Here is a 17259-nt window from a genome sequence, read left to right on the forward strand (position 1 = left end):
GAAGTGTTACGAGGATGGAACAGTACGCCTCCTGCGCCTATGCCCATTTCTTAAATTACGGGCTGGAACTGATGGAACGGCAGGAATATGAGCTTGCTGCCATGGATATTGGGAACCTGTTTCATGATTCCATTGACTTATGGTTTCAGCGGATGAAAGAGGAAGGAAGGGATTTTAGGAACATCACAGAGGAGGAGAGGAAAAGCCTGGTCCATGAATGCGTGGCTAACGTGACAGAAGAATACGGCAATACCATTTTAAAAAGCTCTGCCAGAAATGCTTATCTGGCAGGCAAGGTGGAGCGGATTACGGACCGGACGGTATGGGCTCTTTCGGAGCAGCTGAAAAAGGGAGATTTTGTTCCGGTGGGATTTGAGGTTTCCTTTTCCGCTGCTGACCAGTTAAAGGCTATGAGAATCCCTTTGTCAAAGGAGGAAGCCATTCATTTAAGAGGCAGGATCGACCGCATGGATTTATGCGAGGATGAAGATGCAGTTTATGTGAAGATCATCGATTATAAGTCAGGAAGCACGGCGTTTGACTTGACGGCCCTGTATTACGGCCTTCAGCTTCAGCTGGTGGTCTATATGGATGCTGCTGTCGAGATGGAGGAGAGGAAAAAGCAGGACAAGCCTGTGGTTCCTGCCGGCATCTTCTATTATAATATCAACGATCCGGTCATCGACAGGGAAGGTGAAATGACTGATGAGGAAATCAGCGGAAGGATGTTGAAACAGCTTCGCATGAATGGCCTGGTCAACAGCGATTTAAGCGCCATAGCCCACTTAGATCATGAGATTGAAACAGAATCTGATGTAATTCCTGTTGCAATGAAAAATGGAATCATACAGGAAGCAAGGTCATCGGTTGCAGGCGGCAAGCGTTTTTCCGCATTAAGACAGTTTGTGCGGGAAAAGCTGACTTCAGAAGGAAGAGAGATCCTTGACGGCGTAATCGATGTAAATCCCTATAAGCAGGGAAACAGAAGCGCCTGCGATTACTGCCCTTACCATGCTGTCTGCGGATTCGATTTAAAGACAACCGGATATGGTTTCCGGAAATTTAAAGCTTTAAAATCCGAGGAGATATGGCCGGTCATTGAAGGAGAAGAAGAGGAAGGTGAGTCAAATGGCGATTAGCTGGACAGAGGAACAAAGGGCTGTCATTGAAAGCAGAAACAGGAATCTCCTGGTATCGGCGGCGGCAGGGAGCGGGAAAACGGCCGTGCTGGTAGAAAGGATCATCCGCATGATCACGGAAGGAGAAAATCCCTTAAGGATCGATCAGCTTCTGGTCATGACCTTTACCAAGCAGCTGCCGATGAAATGCGGGAACGGGTGTTAAAGGCCGTAGATGAAAAGCTCATGGAGAATCCTGACAGCTCTCATTTACAGATGCAGGCAGCCATGATTCCCTATGCCCAGATCACCACCATTGACAGCTTTTGCCTTGGACTTATTAAAGATCATTATAATAAGCTGGATATTGATCCTGCTTTTCGGGTAGGGGATGAGGGAGAGCTTATCCTTTTACGGGCTGATGTGATGAAGGAGATGCTGGAAGAGTATTACGAAAAGGCCGATCCCTTATTTGCGAAGTTTGTGGAAACCTATGCCACGGGAAAGTCTGACAGAGGAATTGAGGATTATATCATGCAGGTATATACCTTTTCCCAGAGCAATCCCTGGCCAATGGAATGGCTTGACCGATGCAGGAAAGAGCTTGAGACTTCTGACATGGATCAGATCATGGATACCGGCTGGATGAAATTTTTAATGAAGGATGCAGGGCTTCAGCTTTCGGAATTAAAATTCCAGGTGGAGAAGGCCATGGAGGTCTGTGAAGAGGAAAACGGTCCCGGGGCCTATCTTCCCATGCTGGCAAACGACTTACAGATGCTGGGCCGTTTAAGTCTTGCGGAAGATTATGAAGCGTTTAATGAGCAGTTAAAAAAGGTCTCCTTTGACCGCCTTGCTTCCATTCGCAGCAAGGATATTGATGCAGAAAAGAAAGCTTTTGTAACGGGAATCAGGGACAGGGTGAAAAAGGCGGTTGGAAAGCTCCTTGATTTATACTGTTTTGAATCGCCGGAGGAGGTTCTTTCCGATATCAGGGGAACCAGGGACGCGGTGACGACCCTTCTTCATCTGGCAGGAGAATATGCCCGTAAGTATCAGGAGAAGAAAAAAAAGAAAAGAACCTGGTGGATTTTAATGATTTGGAGCATTATGCTTTGGAAATACTGCTTAAAAAGGAAGAGGAAAAGGTAATACCCACCGAGGTGGCTGATGAGCTTAGCAGGCAGTTCGAGGAAATCCTGGTAGACGAATACCAGGACAGCAATGATGTCCAGGAGGCCCTGATAGGCAGTATTTCCAGAGAACGGTTTGGAAGCCCTAACGTGTTTATGGTAGGCGATGTGAAGCAGAGCATCTACCAGTTCCGTCTTGCCAGGCCCCAGTTGTTTTTAGAGAAATATGATTCCTATTCCAGGGAGGAAGGGAAGTATCAGAAAATCGAGCTGCACCAGAATTTCCGAAGCAGGGAGCAGGTCCTTACAAGCATTAATGAGGTATTCTACCAGATCATGACAAAAAATCTGGGAAATATACAGTATACAAAGGATGCAGCACTCCATCCGGGAGCAGAATTTCCTAAGGAAGAGGGACGTGTTGGAGAGAAAACGGAGCTTCTTATGATCCATGGATCAGGGAACTTATTAAAGCAGCTTGACGAAGATGCCGTTGATTATACCAGCCGGGAGATGGAGGCAAAGATCATTGCAGGGAAGATCAAGGAGCTTACGGATCCGGTAAACGGCCTTCTCATCTGGGATAAAGGGCTGGGAGGAAAGGGAGGCTACCGTATCGCTGGATATGGGGATGTGGTCATCCTCCTAAGGAGCTTAAGCGGCTGGGCGGAAGACTTTGTAAACGTCCTGATGAACGAAGGGATCCCTGCCTATGCGGAACGGAAAACCGGATATTTTACGGCACCTGAGGTGGAAACCATCCTTTCCATGCTGAATATCATAGACAATCCCATGCAGGACATCCCTTTGGCGGCAGTATTAAAGTCACCCATAGGCAGGGTGACGGATGAGGAAATGGCTCATTTGATGGCTGTCTGGAAAAAGACGGCTAAAAAAGGCCAGGACAGGGGACTATATGGAGCATGGCAGCATTACAGGAAGGAATATGGGGAGATGGAGGATCCGGATTATCCGGACCTGTTTAAGAAGCTGGAGACTTTTTTGGGGCTGCTTTCTCTTTACAGGAAAAAAATCGTCTTATCTTTCCATTCATGAACTGCTTTATGACCTTTATGAAGGAACCGGCTATTATGATTATATTTCCGCCATGCCGGCAGGAGAGGTCCGAAGGGCCAATCTTTCCATGCTGGTAGAAAAGGCTTCTGCCTATGAGAAGACCAGCTATACCGGATTGTTCCATTTTATCCGTTACATTGAAAACCTGAAAAAATACGATACGGATTTTGGGGAGGCTTCCCTGGCTGGGGAAGAGAATACGGTCCGGGTCATGAGCATCCACAAGAGCAAGGGACTGGAATTTCCGGTGGTTTTTCTGGCAGGTATGGGGAAAAAGTTTAATAAGCAGGATTCCTATGGAAAGATCCTCATTGATCCTGACTTAGGAATAGGAACGGACCATCTGGATCTTGAACGGCGTGTCAAAGCGCCTACCTTAAAAAAACATGTCCTGGGTCGAAAAATGGACCTTGGAGCCATGGGGGAGGAGCTTCGCGTGCTCTACGTTGCTATGACAAGGGCAAAAGAAAAGCTGGTGATGACAGGACTTGACCGGTATCTGGACAAAAAACTGGAGCGCTTTGCCGAGATTTTAAGAGTGGAGGGCCAGATCCCCTTTACCATTCTTGGTTCCGCGGACTCCTATTTAGACTGGATGCTCATGAGCCTGTCAGGAAAATATTCCATTTCCCAAATCCAGGGTAAGGAGGGAGCGGACACTGGGAATTTGATTCTAAAGGAATTGTCGGTATCTGATTTAGTAGGAGGAGAGATAGAACGGCAGGCGGAAAAGAAGCTGACAAAGGACGCTCTCCTGTCCCTTGATACGGTCAGAATTTATGACCAGGAATTTGCAGCGGACCTAAGGGCTGCTTTTGAGTACCGTTATCCCCATGAGGCTGATACCAGGCTCCATACCAAGATGACCGTATCCGAGTTAAAAAAGCAGGGGCAGTTTGCAGATGAGGAAGAAAGTGAGTTTCTTCCTACGATTCCCTCATTCCTAAGAGAAGAGGATAAGGAGGAACGCACTGGAGGAGCATTCCGGGGAACTGCCTATCACAGGGCTATGGAGCTTTTGGACTTTGGAAAGGTAAGAACCAGGGACGATTTAAGAAATGCCCTGGAAGGATTTCGCAGGGATCAGCGGATGGACGAAGAAAGCCTTTCTCTTTTGTCGGAGAATACCATTATGGCCTTTTTGAACTCTTCCCTTGGAAAGCGGCTGGCGGCGGCAGAAGTCTCAGGGCGTTTGAAAAAGGAACAGCAGTTTGTCGTGGGAATTCCTGCACGGGATATAGATGCAGGGGACTCCGATGAACTGATCCTCATTCAGGGTATCATGGATGCCTATATGGAAGAGGAAGGAGGCCTGGTTTTGGTGGACTATAAAACGGATCATATAAGGCCTGGAGAAGAAAAGGTGCTGGCAGACCGGTATCAGATGCAGATGGATTATTATGAACGTGCCCTGGAACAGATGACAGGGAAAAAGGTCAGGGAAAAAATCATTTATTCCATGACACTGGAAAAGGAAATAACCCTGAGCTGAAGGCTTTGGAGGGTTGCTAAAAAATGACAATATGTTAAAATAATAGAAGATATCTATATATACAAGGAGAAGAACAGGTATGATACCAGATCAGGAAGTAAGACTTACCCAAATGACGAAAACGGCTGGCTGTGCCGCTAAAATCGGCCCTGGAACCCTTGCCGGGATCTTAGAGAACCTGCCTAAATTTCAGGATCCCAATCTGCTGGTGGGGATCGAGACCTCTGACGACGGAGCAATCTATAAGGTAAACGAGGAAACCGCATTGATTCAGACCCTTGATTTTTTTACCCCAGTGGTGGATGATCCATATACCTTTGGCCAGATAGCGGCTGCCAATGCACTGAGTGATATTTATGCCATGGGAGGGGAACCAAAAGTGGCTCTTAATATTGTGGCATGGCCAAACTGCGTCAACCCGGCTTTTTTGGGGAAGATTTTAGAGGGCGGGGCCTCCAAGGTTCTTGAGGCAGGTGCTGTACTTGCCGGAGGTCATTCCATTCAGGATGACGAACCTAAATATGGCTTAAGTGTTACCGGATTTGTTCATCCGGACAAGGTTTTTAAAAACTGCGAAGCCAGACCGGGAGATGTTCTCATTCTGACAAAGCCTTTGGGAACCGGGATCGTCAACACGGCTGTCAAGGCGGATATGGCATCAGAAGAAGCGAAACAGGAAGTGATCCGTGTCATGACCTCTTTAAATAAGAAGGCAAAGCAGGTGATCGAGCATTATGAAATTCATAGCTGCACCGATATTACAGGCTTTGGCCTGGCAGGCCATGCGGTTGAGATGGCAGAGGGCAGCGGGGTCACAATAGAAATTTTCGTTAAGGATTTGCCAATCCAAAAGGAAGCGAAGAGCCTTGCCCAGATGGGACTTATTCCGGAAGGGGCTTACCGGAACCGTTCCTATACGGAGAGCAAGCTGGATTTTGGGGAGACAGAGGAATACATCCGCGATATTTTCTGTGATCCCCAGACTTCAGGCGGACTTTTAATCAGTGTTTCGCCTGAGGTGGCAAAAAGCATTATGAAGGATTTAGAAGAAGCGGAAATGGAGACAGCTTACGGCATCATCGGACAGGTGGTGGAACAAGAAGAAAAATCAGTAAAGTTGAGGTAAGGATATGATCTATCTGGATAATGCGGCAACCTCCTGCCAGAAGCCGGAGGAAGTGATAAAGGCAGTGACTGAGGCCATGGTCACTCTTGGGAATTCCGGCCGGGGAGCCCATGGGGCATCCTTAGATGCGTCCCGTCTGATTTTCCATACCCGCAGGCTCATTGCAGAGCTTTTTCATGCAGGAGATCCTTCCGGGTAGCCTTTACAGCCAATTCCACGGCCAGCTTAAATATGGCCATCCAGGGCCTGTTTAAACCAGGCGATCATGTAATTACCACCATGATGGAACATAATTCCGTACTGCGTCCCCTGTACCTGATGGAAGAACAGGGGGTGGAGCTTACCATCTTCCCGCAGATCAAAAGGGAAGGATCCGGTATGAGGATATTGAGGAGAACGTGGGTCAGAATACAAAGGCAGTGGTCTGTACCCATGCCTCTAACTTAACGGGGAATATGAATGACCTGGAAACCATTGGAAGGATCTGTAAAAAGAATGGGCTCCTTCTGGTGGTGGATGCATCCCAGACCGCCGGAGTGTTTGACATCGATATGGAGAGAATGGGAATCCATGTTTTGTGCTTTACCGGTCACAAGGGGCTTTTGGGCCCTCAGGGAACAGGAGGAATCTGTGTCCGTCAGGGAGTTTCCATACGCCCTCTTATGGTGGGTGGAAGCGGAGTGAAAAGCTACTTAAAGACCCAGCCGGAGGAGATGCCGGAGGTTTTGGAAGCAGGAACCTTAAACGGACACGGGATTGCAGGCCTTCATGCAGCCCTTTTGTATCTTGAGAAAACCGGAATGGGAACCATCCGGGAAAGAGAGCTGCTTCTTATGAGGCGGTTCTATGAAGGGGTAAAGGATATTCCGGGAGTCCGGGTATATGGAGACTTTTCAGAAGAGGCCCTTCTTTGCCGCGCTCCGGTGGTGGCTCTTAACATTGGGGATTACGATTCCGGGGAAGTATCTGATGAACTGGCTAACTCTTACGGAATCTATACCAGGGCGGGAGCACACTGCGCTCCTCTCATGCACCAGGCCCTTGGAACGGTGGAGCAGGGCGCCGTGCGTTTTTCCATGTCCCATTATAATAAAGAAGAAGAAATCGATGAAGCCATTCATGCAGTAAGGGAGCTGAGCCTATGAATTTGAAACAATTGGAAGCGTTTGTGTGCGTAGCGGAAGAAAAAAAGCTTTTCAGCGGCTGCCAAGAAGCTTTATCTGACCCAGCCTACGGTAAGCGCCCATATCAGCTCTTTAGAAAAGGAATTGGGGGTCCGGCTGTTTGTCCGCACCACAAAGGATGTGGAGCTGTCCCAGGAGGGAGAGATGCTTTATGGCAATGCAAGGCGAATGCTGCAGCTGGAAAAAAATATCCTCCGGGATTTCACTCAGAAGGATTTAAAAACAGCCAATAAAATCATAGTGGGCGCTTCCACGGTCCCCGGACAGTACATTCTGCCTCAGATTCTTTCTCTGTTTTCCAGAACCTACCCTGGAAACCAGCTGGAATTAAAGGAGGCAGACAGTATGGAAGTGGTCCGGATGGTTCAGGATGGACAGGTGGAAATCGGCTTTACAGGAACCATGTGCTCCGATTCTACCTGTGTGTTTGAACCCTTTTATTCTGACCGTCTGGTGATTATTACTCCCAATAATGAAAAATACCGCCAATATAAAAATACCGGGTTTCCCATAGAACAGTTTTATGAGGAGAGGTGGATCCTCCGGGAGGAAGGCTCCGGCACAAGAAAGGAAGCGGAACGTCATTTACAGGAAATGGGTGTGGATTTAAGCCGTCTGGAAATTGTGGCGACTATCAGCAATCAGGAAACCATTAAAAAGTCAGTGGAAGCGGCTATGGGCATTTCCATCATATCTGCTGCCGCTGTGGTTGATTATGTAGAACAGGGATCCCTGCTTCGTTTTTCACCGGGAGCCGAGGAAGTTTGCCGGAAATTATATATGGTTTGGAGCAAAAATCACAAGCCCGGTAAAGCAGCAAGATTATTTATCCGTTTTATCCGGGAGCTATATGCGTATTTATAGAGCCTTCCTATAAGCCCGAAATGGCGGATGATGCAGAAATTATTTTGGAAATGCAGGTTAGAGATCATGAGAAAAAAAGAACAAAAAATTGTTATTACCTTCCGCACAACTGCAGAGGCCATTGCACTGGAATCCCAATGCCAGAAAGAGGGAATACCGGGACGGCTCATTCCGGTTCCCAGACAAATATCTTCCGGCTGCGGACTTTCCTGGGCTATGCCCATTGACTGGGAGGGAGACATAGGACAGTGGATGGAAAGCAGGGGGCTTAGCTGGGAACAGTATGGGGAATACCTGATCTGATCTTATGAATAAAATATGTGAAAGTTTTAACATATTGAAAGAGAAAGAGTCTGAGGGGAACGGCTGCGGCTGTTCTTTTCCGGCTCTTTCTTTAAAGTTATGTAAATAGAAAATTTTTTTTATAGAAAAAAATCTATTAATAATTTGCCGACAATTGTTGATTAAAAGGTAAGAAAACTATAAAATTATGGTAAATGCACAAAAATAAAATAGGTATTGACAAATAGTTGTACAATATGATATAGTCAACCTGTCACAAATTACAGGTTTTTTAGTATCAGTATTCATAAGGGACTTATATATGCTCATAATTGGTTGAGCGTTTCTACCAACTACCGTAATAGTTGCCTATAAGTTTCCACGCCATAATAAGCCCAGATTTTTTATTGTGTTTTTATGCTGTGCGTGTGAACAGATGGAATGAACGGTGGTTTTTTTATTGCGCAGAATTTTCGGAATGGATGGAACGCCGCAATTATGGCTGCCGTATTTTTATTTTTCTGATACGGAATGGGAGGTTCTATGACTGGTGAAAAGAATTTTGTTTTAAAAGGGAATATTTGTTACAGTGAGGATGTCCACACATTAAGGACAGTGGAGCAGGGATACTTAGTTTGCCGGGAGGGGAAGTCGGCAGGGATTTATAAAGAGCTTCCGGTACAGTTTCGGAATTATCCTCTGGAGGACTGGGGAGATATGCTCATTGTCCCCGGACTTGTGGATCTTCACATTCATGCCCCCCAGTTTGCCTTTCGCGGCCTGGGAATGGATCTGGAGCTTTTGGACTGGCTGAACACCAATACATTTCCGGAGGAGGCCAAGTATGCTGATCTGGAATATGCAAAAAAAAGCTTATGGTATTTTTGCAGAATCCATGAAAAAAAGCGCTACTACAAGAGCCTGTATTTTTGGCACCATCCACAGGCAGGCAACAGAGCTTTTAATGGACCTGATGGAGGAAACCGGTTTAAAGACCATGATCGGCAAGGTCAACATGGACCGGAATTCGCCGGATTACTTAAGGGAAGAAGGGGCAGAAGAGTCAGAGCAGGAAACCCTCTGCTGGCTTAAGGAAACAGGATCCAGATATGAGAACGTAAAGCCCATCTTAACACCCCGGTTCATTCCGTCCTGTTCAGATGATCTGATGGAACGGCTGGGAAGGCTGCAGAAGGAGTACGGACTCCCGGTCCAGTCTCATTTGTCGGAAAATCAGGGCGAGGTGGCATGGGTAAAGGAGCTTTGTCCGGTATCCAGATTTTATGGTGATGCTTATGACAGGTTCGGCCTGTTTGGAGAAAACGGGAAGACAGTAATGGCTCATTGTGTTTCTTCGTCGGAAGAAGAAATTGAATTAATAAAAGAGCGTGGGGTTTATATCGCTCATTGTCCACAGTCAAACACCAACCTATCCTCAGGGATCGCACCGGTCAGGACCTATCTGGACCGGGAGATGAATGTGGGGCTTGGCAGTGACGTAGCAGGAGGAAGCGGAGAATCCATTTTCCGCGCCATGGCAGATGCCATTCAGGTATCAAAGCTCAGATGGAGGCTAAAAGATGAAAACTTAAAGCCTCTTACTGTGGAAGAAGCTTTTTACCTGGGAACCTTAGGGGGAGGCTCCTTCTTTGGAAAGGTTGGAAGCTTCCTGGAAGGATATGAATTTGATGCGCTGATTCTTGATGACAGCGGTTTGCCTTATCCTCAGACTCTTACCTTGAAAGAGAGGCTGGAACGGTTCATCTACCTATCTGATGACAGACACTTGAAGGGGAAATATGCGGGAGGAAACAGAATTTTTTTAGTTTTACTTCTTAAAAAAAGAACTGCATGGGGCAGCTCTTATACAGCAAGGAAAATATTTTAACTATCAAGGAGGTAGAGGTATGGAAACACAAAAAAATGTAGGGTTCCTGGAAAGAATATTTCACTTATCTGAGAACCATACGGATGCAAGGACTGAGATTGTAGCCGGTATCACCACGTTTATGACCATGGCTTATATCCTGGCAGTAAACCCCAGCATCTTAAGCGCGGCTGGAATGGACAGCGGGGCTGTATTTACAGCTACTGCACTTGCATCACTGTTTGCCACCCTTTTAATGGCAGGGCTTGCAAATTATCCTTTTGTACTGGCACCGGGAATGGGACTTAATGCGTATTTTGCATATACGGTAGTCCTTAATATGGGGTATTCCTGGGAGATCGCTTTGACTGCCGTATTTGTTGAAGGTATTATTTTCATCATTCTTTCATTGACGAATGTGCGGGAAGCGATTTTTAATGCAATTCCCATGAATTTAAAACATGCCGTATCCGTTGGCATTGGTTTGTTTATCGCATTCATCGGACTGCAGAATGCAAAGATCGTTGTGGATGGAGCGACTCTTGTCACCATGTTTTCTTTTAAGGGATCCCTGGCAGATGGTTCCTTCCAGACAGTCGGCATTACCGTATTGCTGGCGATTATCGGCATTCTGATTACGGCCGTGCTGGTAGTAAAAAAATGTAAAGGGCAATATTTTGTGGGGAATTATTATTACTTGGGTACTGGGTATGGTCTGTCAGGCCATCGGCTGGTACAGACCGGATCCGGAGTTGGGAATGTTCAGCGTATTTCCTGATTTTTCAGCTGGTTTTGGTATTCCGGATATGTCCCCTACCTTTTTTTAAACTGGATTTTTCAAAGATCCTTTCCCTGGATTTCATGGTAGTTATGTTTGCATTCCTGTTTGTAGACGTATTTGATACTCTGGGAACCTTAATCGGTGTGGCTTCCAAGGCGGATATGCTTGATAAAGAGGGAAAACTTCCCCGGATCAAGGGCGCATTGCTGGCAGATGCTGTCGGTACTACCGCAGGCGCAATATTTGGTACATCCACCACCACCACCTTTGTAGAAAGTGCTGCCGGTGTTGCAGAAGGCGGCAGAACCGGATTAACAGCAGTGGTTGCAGCCATCCTGTTTGGCTTATCCCTGTTCTTATCCCCGATTTTCTTAGCCATTCCGTCCTTTGCTACGGCTCCGGCTCTGGTAGTGGTAGGCTTCTTAATGATGACTTCCGTAACCAAGGTTGATTTTGCAGATTTCACAGAGGCAATCCCAAGCTATATCGCAATTATTGCCATGCCTTTTATGTACAGCATTTCCGAAGGAATCTCCATGGGAGTTATCTCTTATGTGGTTATTAATGTGGTAACAGGCAGAGCAAAAGAAAAGAAAATCAGTACCCTTATGTATATTTTAGCAGTATTGTTTGTGCTAAAATATGTATTAATATAACTTATCAGAAATCGTTTTTCAGATTTCTGATAAAAGGCAGTGTTTTTTTACTGCCGTCTATCTGATTATGAAAACATCTTTTTGTTTTCATAATATAACTTATCGGAAATCGCTTTTCAGATTTCTGATAAAAGGGGCGTTTTTTTGCCCCGCCCATCCGATTATGGCCACGTCCTTGTGGCCATAATATAGCTTATCAGAACTTGCAAAGCAAGTGAAGATAAAAGGGCTGTTCTTCAGCCCAAAAAGCAACCCAATAAGGCAGCCTGATTAATATCAGAATAACCGGTCAACAGATACATGGACTGGCGGCGACATCACTTTGATAAGCGTTTTATGCTTTGAAAAAGTCTCGTCTCCGTCGGTCCTTTTCATAAGGGAAGAGACCGGAGGCTGTTTACACATCAGAATGAGAAATAGGAGGCGTAAATATGATAATCGGAAAAAGTGTTGCCCGTGTGGATGCATTTGATAAGGTCACGGGAAGATCAAAATACACCGATGATCTTTGTGAGCGAAATGCCCTGGTAGCTAAGATCTACCACTCTTCCATAGCCAATGGAATCGTAAAATCTATTGATACCTCAGAGGCCGAAAAAAATACCGGGAGTGGTTAAGGTAGTCACCTGCTTTGACGTACCTAAAAACTATTTTCCAACGGCCGGCCATCCCTGGTCAACGGATATCACGCATCAGGATGTGGCTGACCGGCTCCTTTTAACGAACCGGGTGCGTTTTTGCGGTGATGAGGTGGCGGCGGTAGTCGCAGAAAGCGAAATAGCTGCAAAGCAGGCGATTAAGGCCTTAAAGGTGGAATACGAGGAATATCCCTTTGTTCTTGACGTTCAGGAGGCCATGAAGGATGAAGCACCCCAGCTTCACGAGAAATATACCAATAATATCCTGGGCCATTCCAGCATCAGAAAGGGGAATCTGGAAGAGGCCATTAAAGAGCAGGGACTTGTAAAAATCGACCAGTGGTATGACACTCCCGTTGTTCAGCACTGCCATATTGAAAACCATATTTGTTTTGCCAGCATGGAAAACGGAAAAATAACCGTGGTATCTTCTACCCAGATCCCTCATATCGTCAGGAGGGTGGTGGGGCAGGCCCTTGGAATCCCCTGGGGGAATGTCCGCATCATTAAGCCATATATAGGAGGCGGCTTTGGAAATAAGCAGGATGCTTTGTATGAGCCTCTATGCGCCTATCTTTCAACGGCGGTGGGAGGACGGCTGGTCAAGCTTGATGTGACCCGTGAAGAAACCTTTGTAAGCAACCGTACAAGACACTCTATCCGCAGCCATATTATCAGCTGGGTACGCAAAGACGGCACCTTTGCAGCCCGGAAACTGGAGTGCTTTTCCAATCAGGGAGCTTATGCTTCTCACGGACATGGAATCGCGGCAAAGGGCATGAATGCTTTTCCGCAGTTATATCCCTGCGAAAATATAGAATGCGATTCCTATACGGTATTCACCAATATGCCTGTGGCAGGCGCCATGCGCGGCTACGGAATCCCTCAGGCCATGTTCCCGGTGGAAAGCCAGTCCGATGACATTGCCCTTGCAATCGGCATGGATCCGGTGGAATTCCGCCGTAAAAACCTGATGCCCGTTGGCTATGTAGATGGTTTCTCTAAAAATGAAAATTATTATGACACCTTTAACCAGTGCATGGATAAGGGAAAAGCCTATATAGATTTTGACAGGAAAAGAAAGGAATACGCAAACCAGACCGGACCTGTACGCAAAGGCGTGGGCTGTGCGGTATTTTGGTATAACACGGCGGTATGGCCAATCAGCCTGGAAACCTCTTCCTGCCGGATGGTGATGAACCAGGATGGCTCCATACAGGTTCAGCTTGGTGAGACAGAGATCGGCCAGGGTGCTGATACGGCTTTTGGCCAGATGGCGGCGGATACCCTCGGAATTCCTTTTGAAATGGTCCATGTGATTTCCTGTCAGGATACGGATGTTACTCCTTTCGGAACAGGATCCTATGCTTCAAGGCAGACCTATGTGGGAGGCTTTTCTATCAAGCAGACAGCTCTTTTATTAAAAGAGAGGATTTTAAATTATGCCCATGAGCTGACCCGCATGCCGGCCTTTAACCTGGATATCAGGGCTGGAAAGATCGTACGGACTACAGATGGAAGAGAGCTTATGACATTAGGAGAATTGGCTACAGAGGCCCTTTACAGCATGTCCAACAGCCAGCATCTGACCTCTGAAAGCACCTACCAGATAAAGTCCAATGCTTATTCCTTTGGCTGCTGCTTTGCCGAGGTAGAGGTGGATATTCCCATGTGCAAGGTAAAGTTATTGGATATTATCAATGTTCATGACTGCGGCCAGCTGATCAACCCGGCTCTTGCCCAGGCCCAGGTTCATGGAGGAATGAGCATGGGAATCGGCTATGCCTTTCAGAACAGCTTCTTATTGACGGGAAAACAGGCAGAACCTTAAATGACAATCTGCTGGATTATAAATTATCTACTACCATGGATCATCCTCATCTTGAGGCGCAGTTTGTGGAAAATTATGAGCCTACCAGTGCATTTGGAACAAAATCCCTGGGAGAACCTCCGGCCTGTCCGGTGGCTCCGGCGATCCGCAATGCCATTTTAAATGCAACGGGCGTGCACATGTACCAGATACCGATGACATCCCAGGCTTTATTTAAACGGTTCAAGGAAGAGGGACTTTTCTGATATTACAGTTCAGTCATTAATAGCAAGGAGGAAAGCTTTATGTATGATATGAAAGCATTATATGAAGCAAATACCGTAAAAGAAGCGGTAAAGCTTCGTTTGGAACATCCTGAGGCCCAGATCATAGCAGGTGGAAGCGATGTTTTAATACAGATGCGGGAGGGAAAACGTGCCGGAAAGGAATTGATCAGTATTTATATGATCGATGAAATGAGAGGCGTAAAGCTGGACGAAGAGGAGGCTATCCGCATAGGCTCTCTCACCAGTTTCTCTCATATTACCAAGGATCCCATTATCCAGAAATACATCAATGTCCTTGGTGAAGCGGTGGATATGGTAGGCGGCCCCCAGATAAGAAACATCGCCACGATCGGAGGAAATACCTGTAACGGCGTAACCTCAGCGGATTCGGCTTCCACGCTTTTTGCATGGGATGCCATCATCGAACTGACAGGTCCTGAAGGCATCCGCCGGATTCCCATCAGCGATTTCTATATAAAGGCAGGAACCGTGGATATCAGAGAGGGAGAGCTTCAGACGGCAGTGATCATTCCAAAGAAAAGTTATGAAGGCTACAAAGGCCATTATATCAAATACGCCAACAGAAATGCCATGGATATCGCCACCACAGGCTGCTCCGTAAATGTAAAGCTGTCAGAGGATAAAAAGACTGTGGAAGACATAAGGATCGCTTATGGAGTGGCAGGTCCCATTCCCATGCGCACGAAAAGCGCGGAAAACCTGGCAAAGGGACAGCCGGTATCAAAAGAACTGGCGGAAGCCTTTGGAAAAGAAGTACTTGCAGACATCAATCCCCGGGACAGCTGGCGTGCTTCAAAGGATTTCCGTAAGCACATTGCTGTGGAAATGGCAACCCGCTGCTTCATGGAATCAGTGAAACTTTCGGGAGGTGAGATTGAATGACGGCACAATATAAATTAGTAAAATGTACCATCAATGGAAAATATACGGAAACAATGGTGGATGTACGGGCCTCCCTTACAGATATGCTGCGGGATGATTATCGCCTGACTTCCGTGAAAAAAAGGCTGTGAAGTGGGAGAATGCGGAGCCTGCAACGTGATCATAGACCATGAATGCTTCAATTCCTGTATCTACCTGGCTGTCTGGGCAGATGGAAAAGAAATTAAGACCCTGGAAAGTCTGATGGGGCCAAATGGAGAGCTATCCGACATCCAGCAGGCATTTATCGATGAGGCAGCAGTCCAGTGCGGATTCTGTACACCGGGATTTATCATGTCAGCGGTGGAAATTCTGGAAAGCGGAAAAGAGTATACCAGAGATGAGCTTAGAAAGCTGATGTCCGGCCATTTATGCCGGTGCACAGGCTATGAGAATATCCTGAATGCGGTAGAGAAAACCATGCTCCGCAGATTGGGAAAGCTGCCATCCTAAATGGAGATGATAAGAGCAGCTTAAAAGGAGCAGGACCAAGGCAACGGAAAGTGTTACCTTGGCCCTGCTCCTTTTTGTGTCATTATGGAGAGTGGTTCATACTTTAATTAAGAAACATGATACCCAAATTTAAATACCCGTAGAATGTGATCCAAAGCAGATAAGGCACCTGCAGGACTGCCGCATCCGGGTTGACGGTCCAGAAGGCTGATATCATTTTTACAACAGAGTACCAAAGGAAAAGGAGAATCAAAAATGCCAGCAGATAGTTTTTTAAGTTAAAAAACACCAGGATCCGGAGGAAGTTCAGCAGCAGCTGAATTCCATATAACCGGAGAGCCGCTCCTTTTCTGTGAGAAGGTGAGGAAGCGGCCAGATAAGAGCCGAACCCCATGAGGATATATAGAACGGTCCATATAATGGGCAGCAGCCATATAGGGGGAGAAAGAGCAGGAAGATTTAAGCTTTTATATATGGACAAGCCGTTTCTCACTAAAAATGCTGTCACAGCCCCGATCCCTAAAGGAACGGCGGTGAAAGCATATAATTTAATCCGGTTTCTATCCATATGGATTCTCCTGTCTCTGATTTGATACTATCTTATTCAGACCGAGGGAGGAATATCCATATGCCTTCTGAATTCCCTGGGAGTTATTCCGAATTTTTCCTTAAAGATCCGGTTAAAATAAGACAGATTATTAAACCCCGTATCCCCTGCAATGGTCAGAATAGAATCCTCGGAGGAGAGGAGCAGCCTGGAGGCCATGGTCAGGCGGTAATCATTTAAGTAAGCGGTAAAGGGCATTCCCATGGTTTTCCTAAAAAATCTCATAAAATGAGACTGGCTCATGCCGCAGGCACCTGATACTTCTTCTATGGAAAGCGGACTGCTGTAATGCTGTTCCACATATTTAAGGATCTGCCTGGTCCGTTCCAGCTCCTTTGGGGGACGGGGAGGAGGAGAGGAGGAGGCTGGCTCATTGTTCCAGAAAAGAAAAAAACAGTTCAAATAGCTTTCCTTTGATTAACAGCTCATAGCCCTCCGGAAATGTTTCGCGGATCTGATCGATCTGGTCTAAGCAGGAAGCGATCCTGCTGTAACTGGGAAGGCTTTTTGTTATGAGCACCGGAAGATTTTTCTGTCCCCGGCTGATGGGGGAAAGATAGGTTTCCCAGCAGACATCCGGCTGCCTGGACCGCAGCAGGTTTAAATCAAAAATAATATTCTCATATTCCATGGATTCCTGGTTCCACTTTTCAATGGTATGAAGCTTGCCGGGGCAGACCACGATAATGTCGCTGCCGTGGACTTCATAGGGAATAAAATCCACGGACACCAGTCCGGTCCCTTTCTTAATGTAGATGAATTCCATCTCATCGTGCCAGTGCAGGGGAACCTTGTTAAAATCCAGGGGTATGGTGCAGGGGTAAGTCAGGTAAGGAAAACCGGAAGGGTCCTGCTCATGCTTTTCCTGATAGTTTTCGTACTGTATGATATTCATAAAACTCCTGTTTTTCGAAAAATTTCAATAGTTGATGATAGTATTGT

General features: G+C 46.5%; 11 protein-coding genes, 5 pseudogenes and 1 riboswitch. Of the genes and pseudogenes, 13 read left to right on the forward strand and 3 right to left on the reverse strand.

Annotation, left to right across the window (positions count from 1 at the left end; all coding sequences use genetic code 11):
* The first annotated feature begins 14 nt into the window (after nt 1-14).
* From JCM10519_RS25720 to xdhC, 13 genes and pseudogenes are all read left to right on the forward strand, one after another.
* A complete protein-coding gene (locus JCM10519_RS25720) occupies nt 15-1139 on the forward strand; it encodes a PD-(D/E)XK nuclease family protein (RefSeq protein WP_347842951.1) in 1125 nt (374 codons plus the stop codon).
* A pseudogene (locus JCM10519_RS25725) lies at nt 1129-2270 on the forward strand (UvrD-helicase domain-containing protein). The gene JCM10519_RS25720 and the pseudogene JCM10519_RS25725 overlap by 11 nt, the downstream one beginning before the upstream one ends.
* Nucleotides 2234-3307 carry a UvrD-helicase domain-containing protein gene (locus tag JCM10519_RS25730; protein ID WP_347842952.1) on the forward strand — a complete coding sequence of 358 codons (1074 nt, stop codon included), beginning with the start codon at nt 2234-2236 and terminating at the stop codon, nt 3305-3307. Before JCM10519_RS25725 ends, JCM10519_RS25730 begins: the two are co-directional and overlap by 37 nt.
* Complete coding sequence (locus JCM10519_RS25735) at nt 3198-4820, forward strand: 3'-5' exonuclease (protein WP_347842953.1); 1623 nt, start codon at nt 3198-3200, stop codon at nt 4818-4820. Before JCM10519_RS25730 ends, JCM10519_RS25735 begins: the two co-directional genes overlap by 110 nt.
* A gap of 79 nt (nt 4821-4899) precedes the next feature.
* Nucleotides 4900-5946 (forward strand): selenide, water dikinase SelD, encoded by a 1047-nt coding sequence (selD, locus tag JCM10519_RS02660; protein WP_054737856.1) that lies wholly within the window; start codon nt 4900-4902, stop codon nt 5944-5946.
* 4 nt (nt 5947-5950) lie between these two features.
* A pseudogene (locus JCM10519_RS02665) lies at nt 5951-7091 on the forward strand (aminotransferase class V-fold PLP-dependent enzyme).
* Between the two features lie 75 nt (nt 7092-7166).
* Nucleotides 7167-7994, forward strand: coding sequence for a selenium metabolism-associated LysR family transcriptional regulator (locus tag JCM10519_RS02670; RefSeq protein ID WP_347843196.1), 828 nt, complete (start codon nt 7167-7169; stop codon nt 7992-7994).
* Between the two features lie 66 nt (nt 7995-8060).
* Complete coding sequence (locus JCM10519_RS02675; RefSeq protein WP_054738186.1) at nt 8061-8297, forward strand: putative Se/S carrier-like protein; 237 nt, start codon at nt 8061-8063, stop codon at nt 8295-8297.
* A gap of 275 nt (nt 8298-8572) precedes the next feature.
* A riboswitch (purine riboswitch) is annotated at nt 8573-8668 on the forward strand.
* A 503-nt stretch (nt 8669-9171) separates the two neighbouring features.
* Entirely contained in the window at nt 9172-10164 is a 993-nt protein-coding gene (locus JCM10519_RS02680; protein ID WP_347842954.1) for an amidohydrolase family protein, read from the forward strand.
* 19 nt (nt 10165-10183) lie between these two features.
* Nucleotides 10184-11580: pseudogene (locus tag JCM10519_RS02685) on the forward strand (NCS2 family permease).
* Between the two features lie 431 nt (nt 11581-12011).
* Nucleotides 12012-14294, forward strand: a pseudogene (gene xdhA / locus JCM10519_RS02690) (xanthine dehydrogenase subunit XdhA).
* A 39-nt stretch (nt 14295-14333) separates the two neighbouring features.
* Complete coding sequence (gene xdhB / locus JCM10519_RS02695) at nt 14334-15218, forward strand: xanthine dehydrogenase subunit XdhB (RefSeq protein ID WP_054737857.1); 885 nt, start codon at nt 14334-14336, stop codon at nt 15216-15218.
* A pseudogene (gene xdhC / locus JCM10519_RS02700) lies at nt 15215-15710 on the forward strand (xanthine dehydrogenase subunit XdhC). The gene xdhB and the pseudogene xdhC overlap by 4 nt, the downstream one beginning before the upstream one ends.
* A 103-nt stretch (nt 15711-15813) precedes the next feature.
* On the opposite strand, the gene JCM10519_RS02705 reads toward xdhC, so the two are convergent.
* The 3 genes from JCM10519_RS02705 to JCM10519_RS25745 are packed head-to-tail and all read right to left on the reverse strand — an operon-like array spanning nt 15814 to nt 17212.
* Nucleotides 15814-16278, reverse strand: coding sequence for a tryptophan-rich sensory protein (locus tag JCM10519_RS02705; protein WP_054737858.1), 465 nt, complete (start codon nt 16276-16278; stop codon nt 15814-15816).
* Between the two features lie 36 nt (nt 16279-16314).
* Nucleotides 16315-16719: an AraC family transcriptional regulator gene (locus JCM10519_RS25740; RefSeq protein WP_347842955.1), complete on the reverse strand. Its 405-nt coding sequence runs from the start codon at nt 16717-16719 to the stop codon at nt 16315-16317.
* Complete coding sequence (locus JCM10519_RS25745; RefSeq protein ID WP_347842956.1) at nt 16688-17212, reverse strand: AraC family ligand binding domain-containing protein; 525 nt, start codon at nt 17210-17212, stop codon at nt 16688-16690. The genes JCM10519_RS25740 and JCM10519_RS25745 overlap by 32 nt, the downstream gene beginning before the upstream one ends.
* Nucleotides 17213-17259 lie beyond the last annotated feature (47 nt).

Source organism: Clostridium sp. NkU-1, assembly GCA_001312405.1.

Coding starts and splice junctions, on each gene's coding strand:
- JCM10519_RS25720 (WP_347842951.1), top strand. CDS start 15: ATGGAACAGTACGCCTCCTGCGCCTATGCCCATTTCTTAAATTACGGG.
- JCM10519_RS25735 (WP_347842953.1), top strand. CDS start 3,198: ATGGGGAGATGGAGGATCCGGATTATCCGGACCTGTTTAAGAAGCTGG.
- selD (WP_054737856.1), top strand. CDS start 4,900: ATGATACCAGATCAGGAAGTAAGACTTACCCAAATGACGAAAACGGCT.
- JCM10519_RS02675 (WP_054738186.1), top strand. CDS start 8,061: ATGAGAAAAAAAGAACAAAAAATTGTTATTACCTTCCGCACAACTGCA.
- JCM10519_RS02680 (WP_347842954.1), top strand. CDS start 9,172: ATGAAAAAAAGCGCTACTACAAGAGCCTGTATTTTTGGCACCATCCAC.
- xdhB (WP_054737857.1), top strand. CDS start 14,334: ATGTATGATATGAAAGCATTATATGAAGCAAATACCGTAAAAGAAGCG.
- JCM10519_RS02705 (WP_054737858.1), bottom strand. CDS start 16,278: ATGGATAGAAACCGGATTAAATTATATGCTTTCACCGCCGTTCCTTTA.
- JCM10519_RS25745 (WP_347842956.1), bottom strand. CDS start 17,212: ATGAATATCATACAGTACGAAAACTATCAGGAAAAGCATGAGCAGGAC.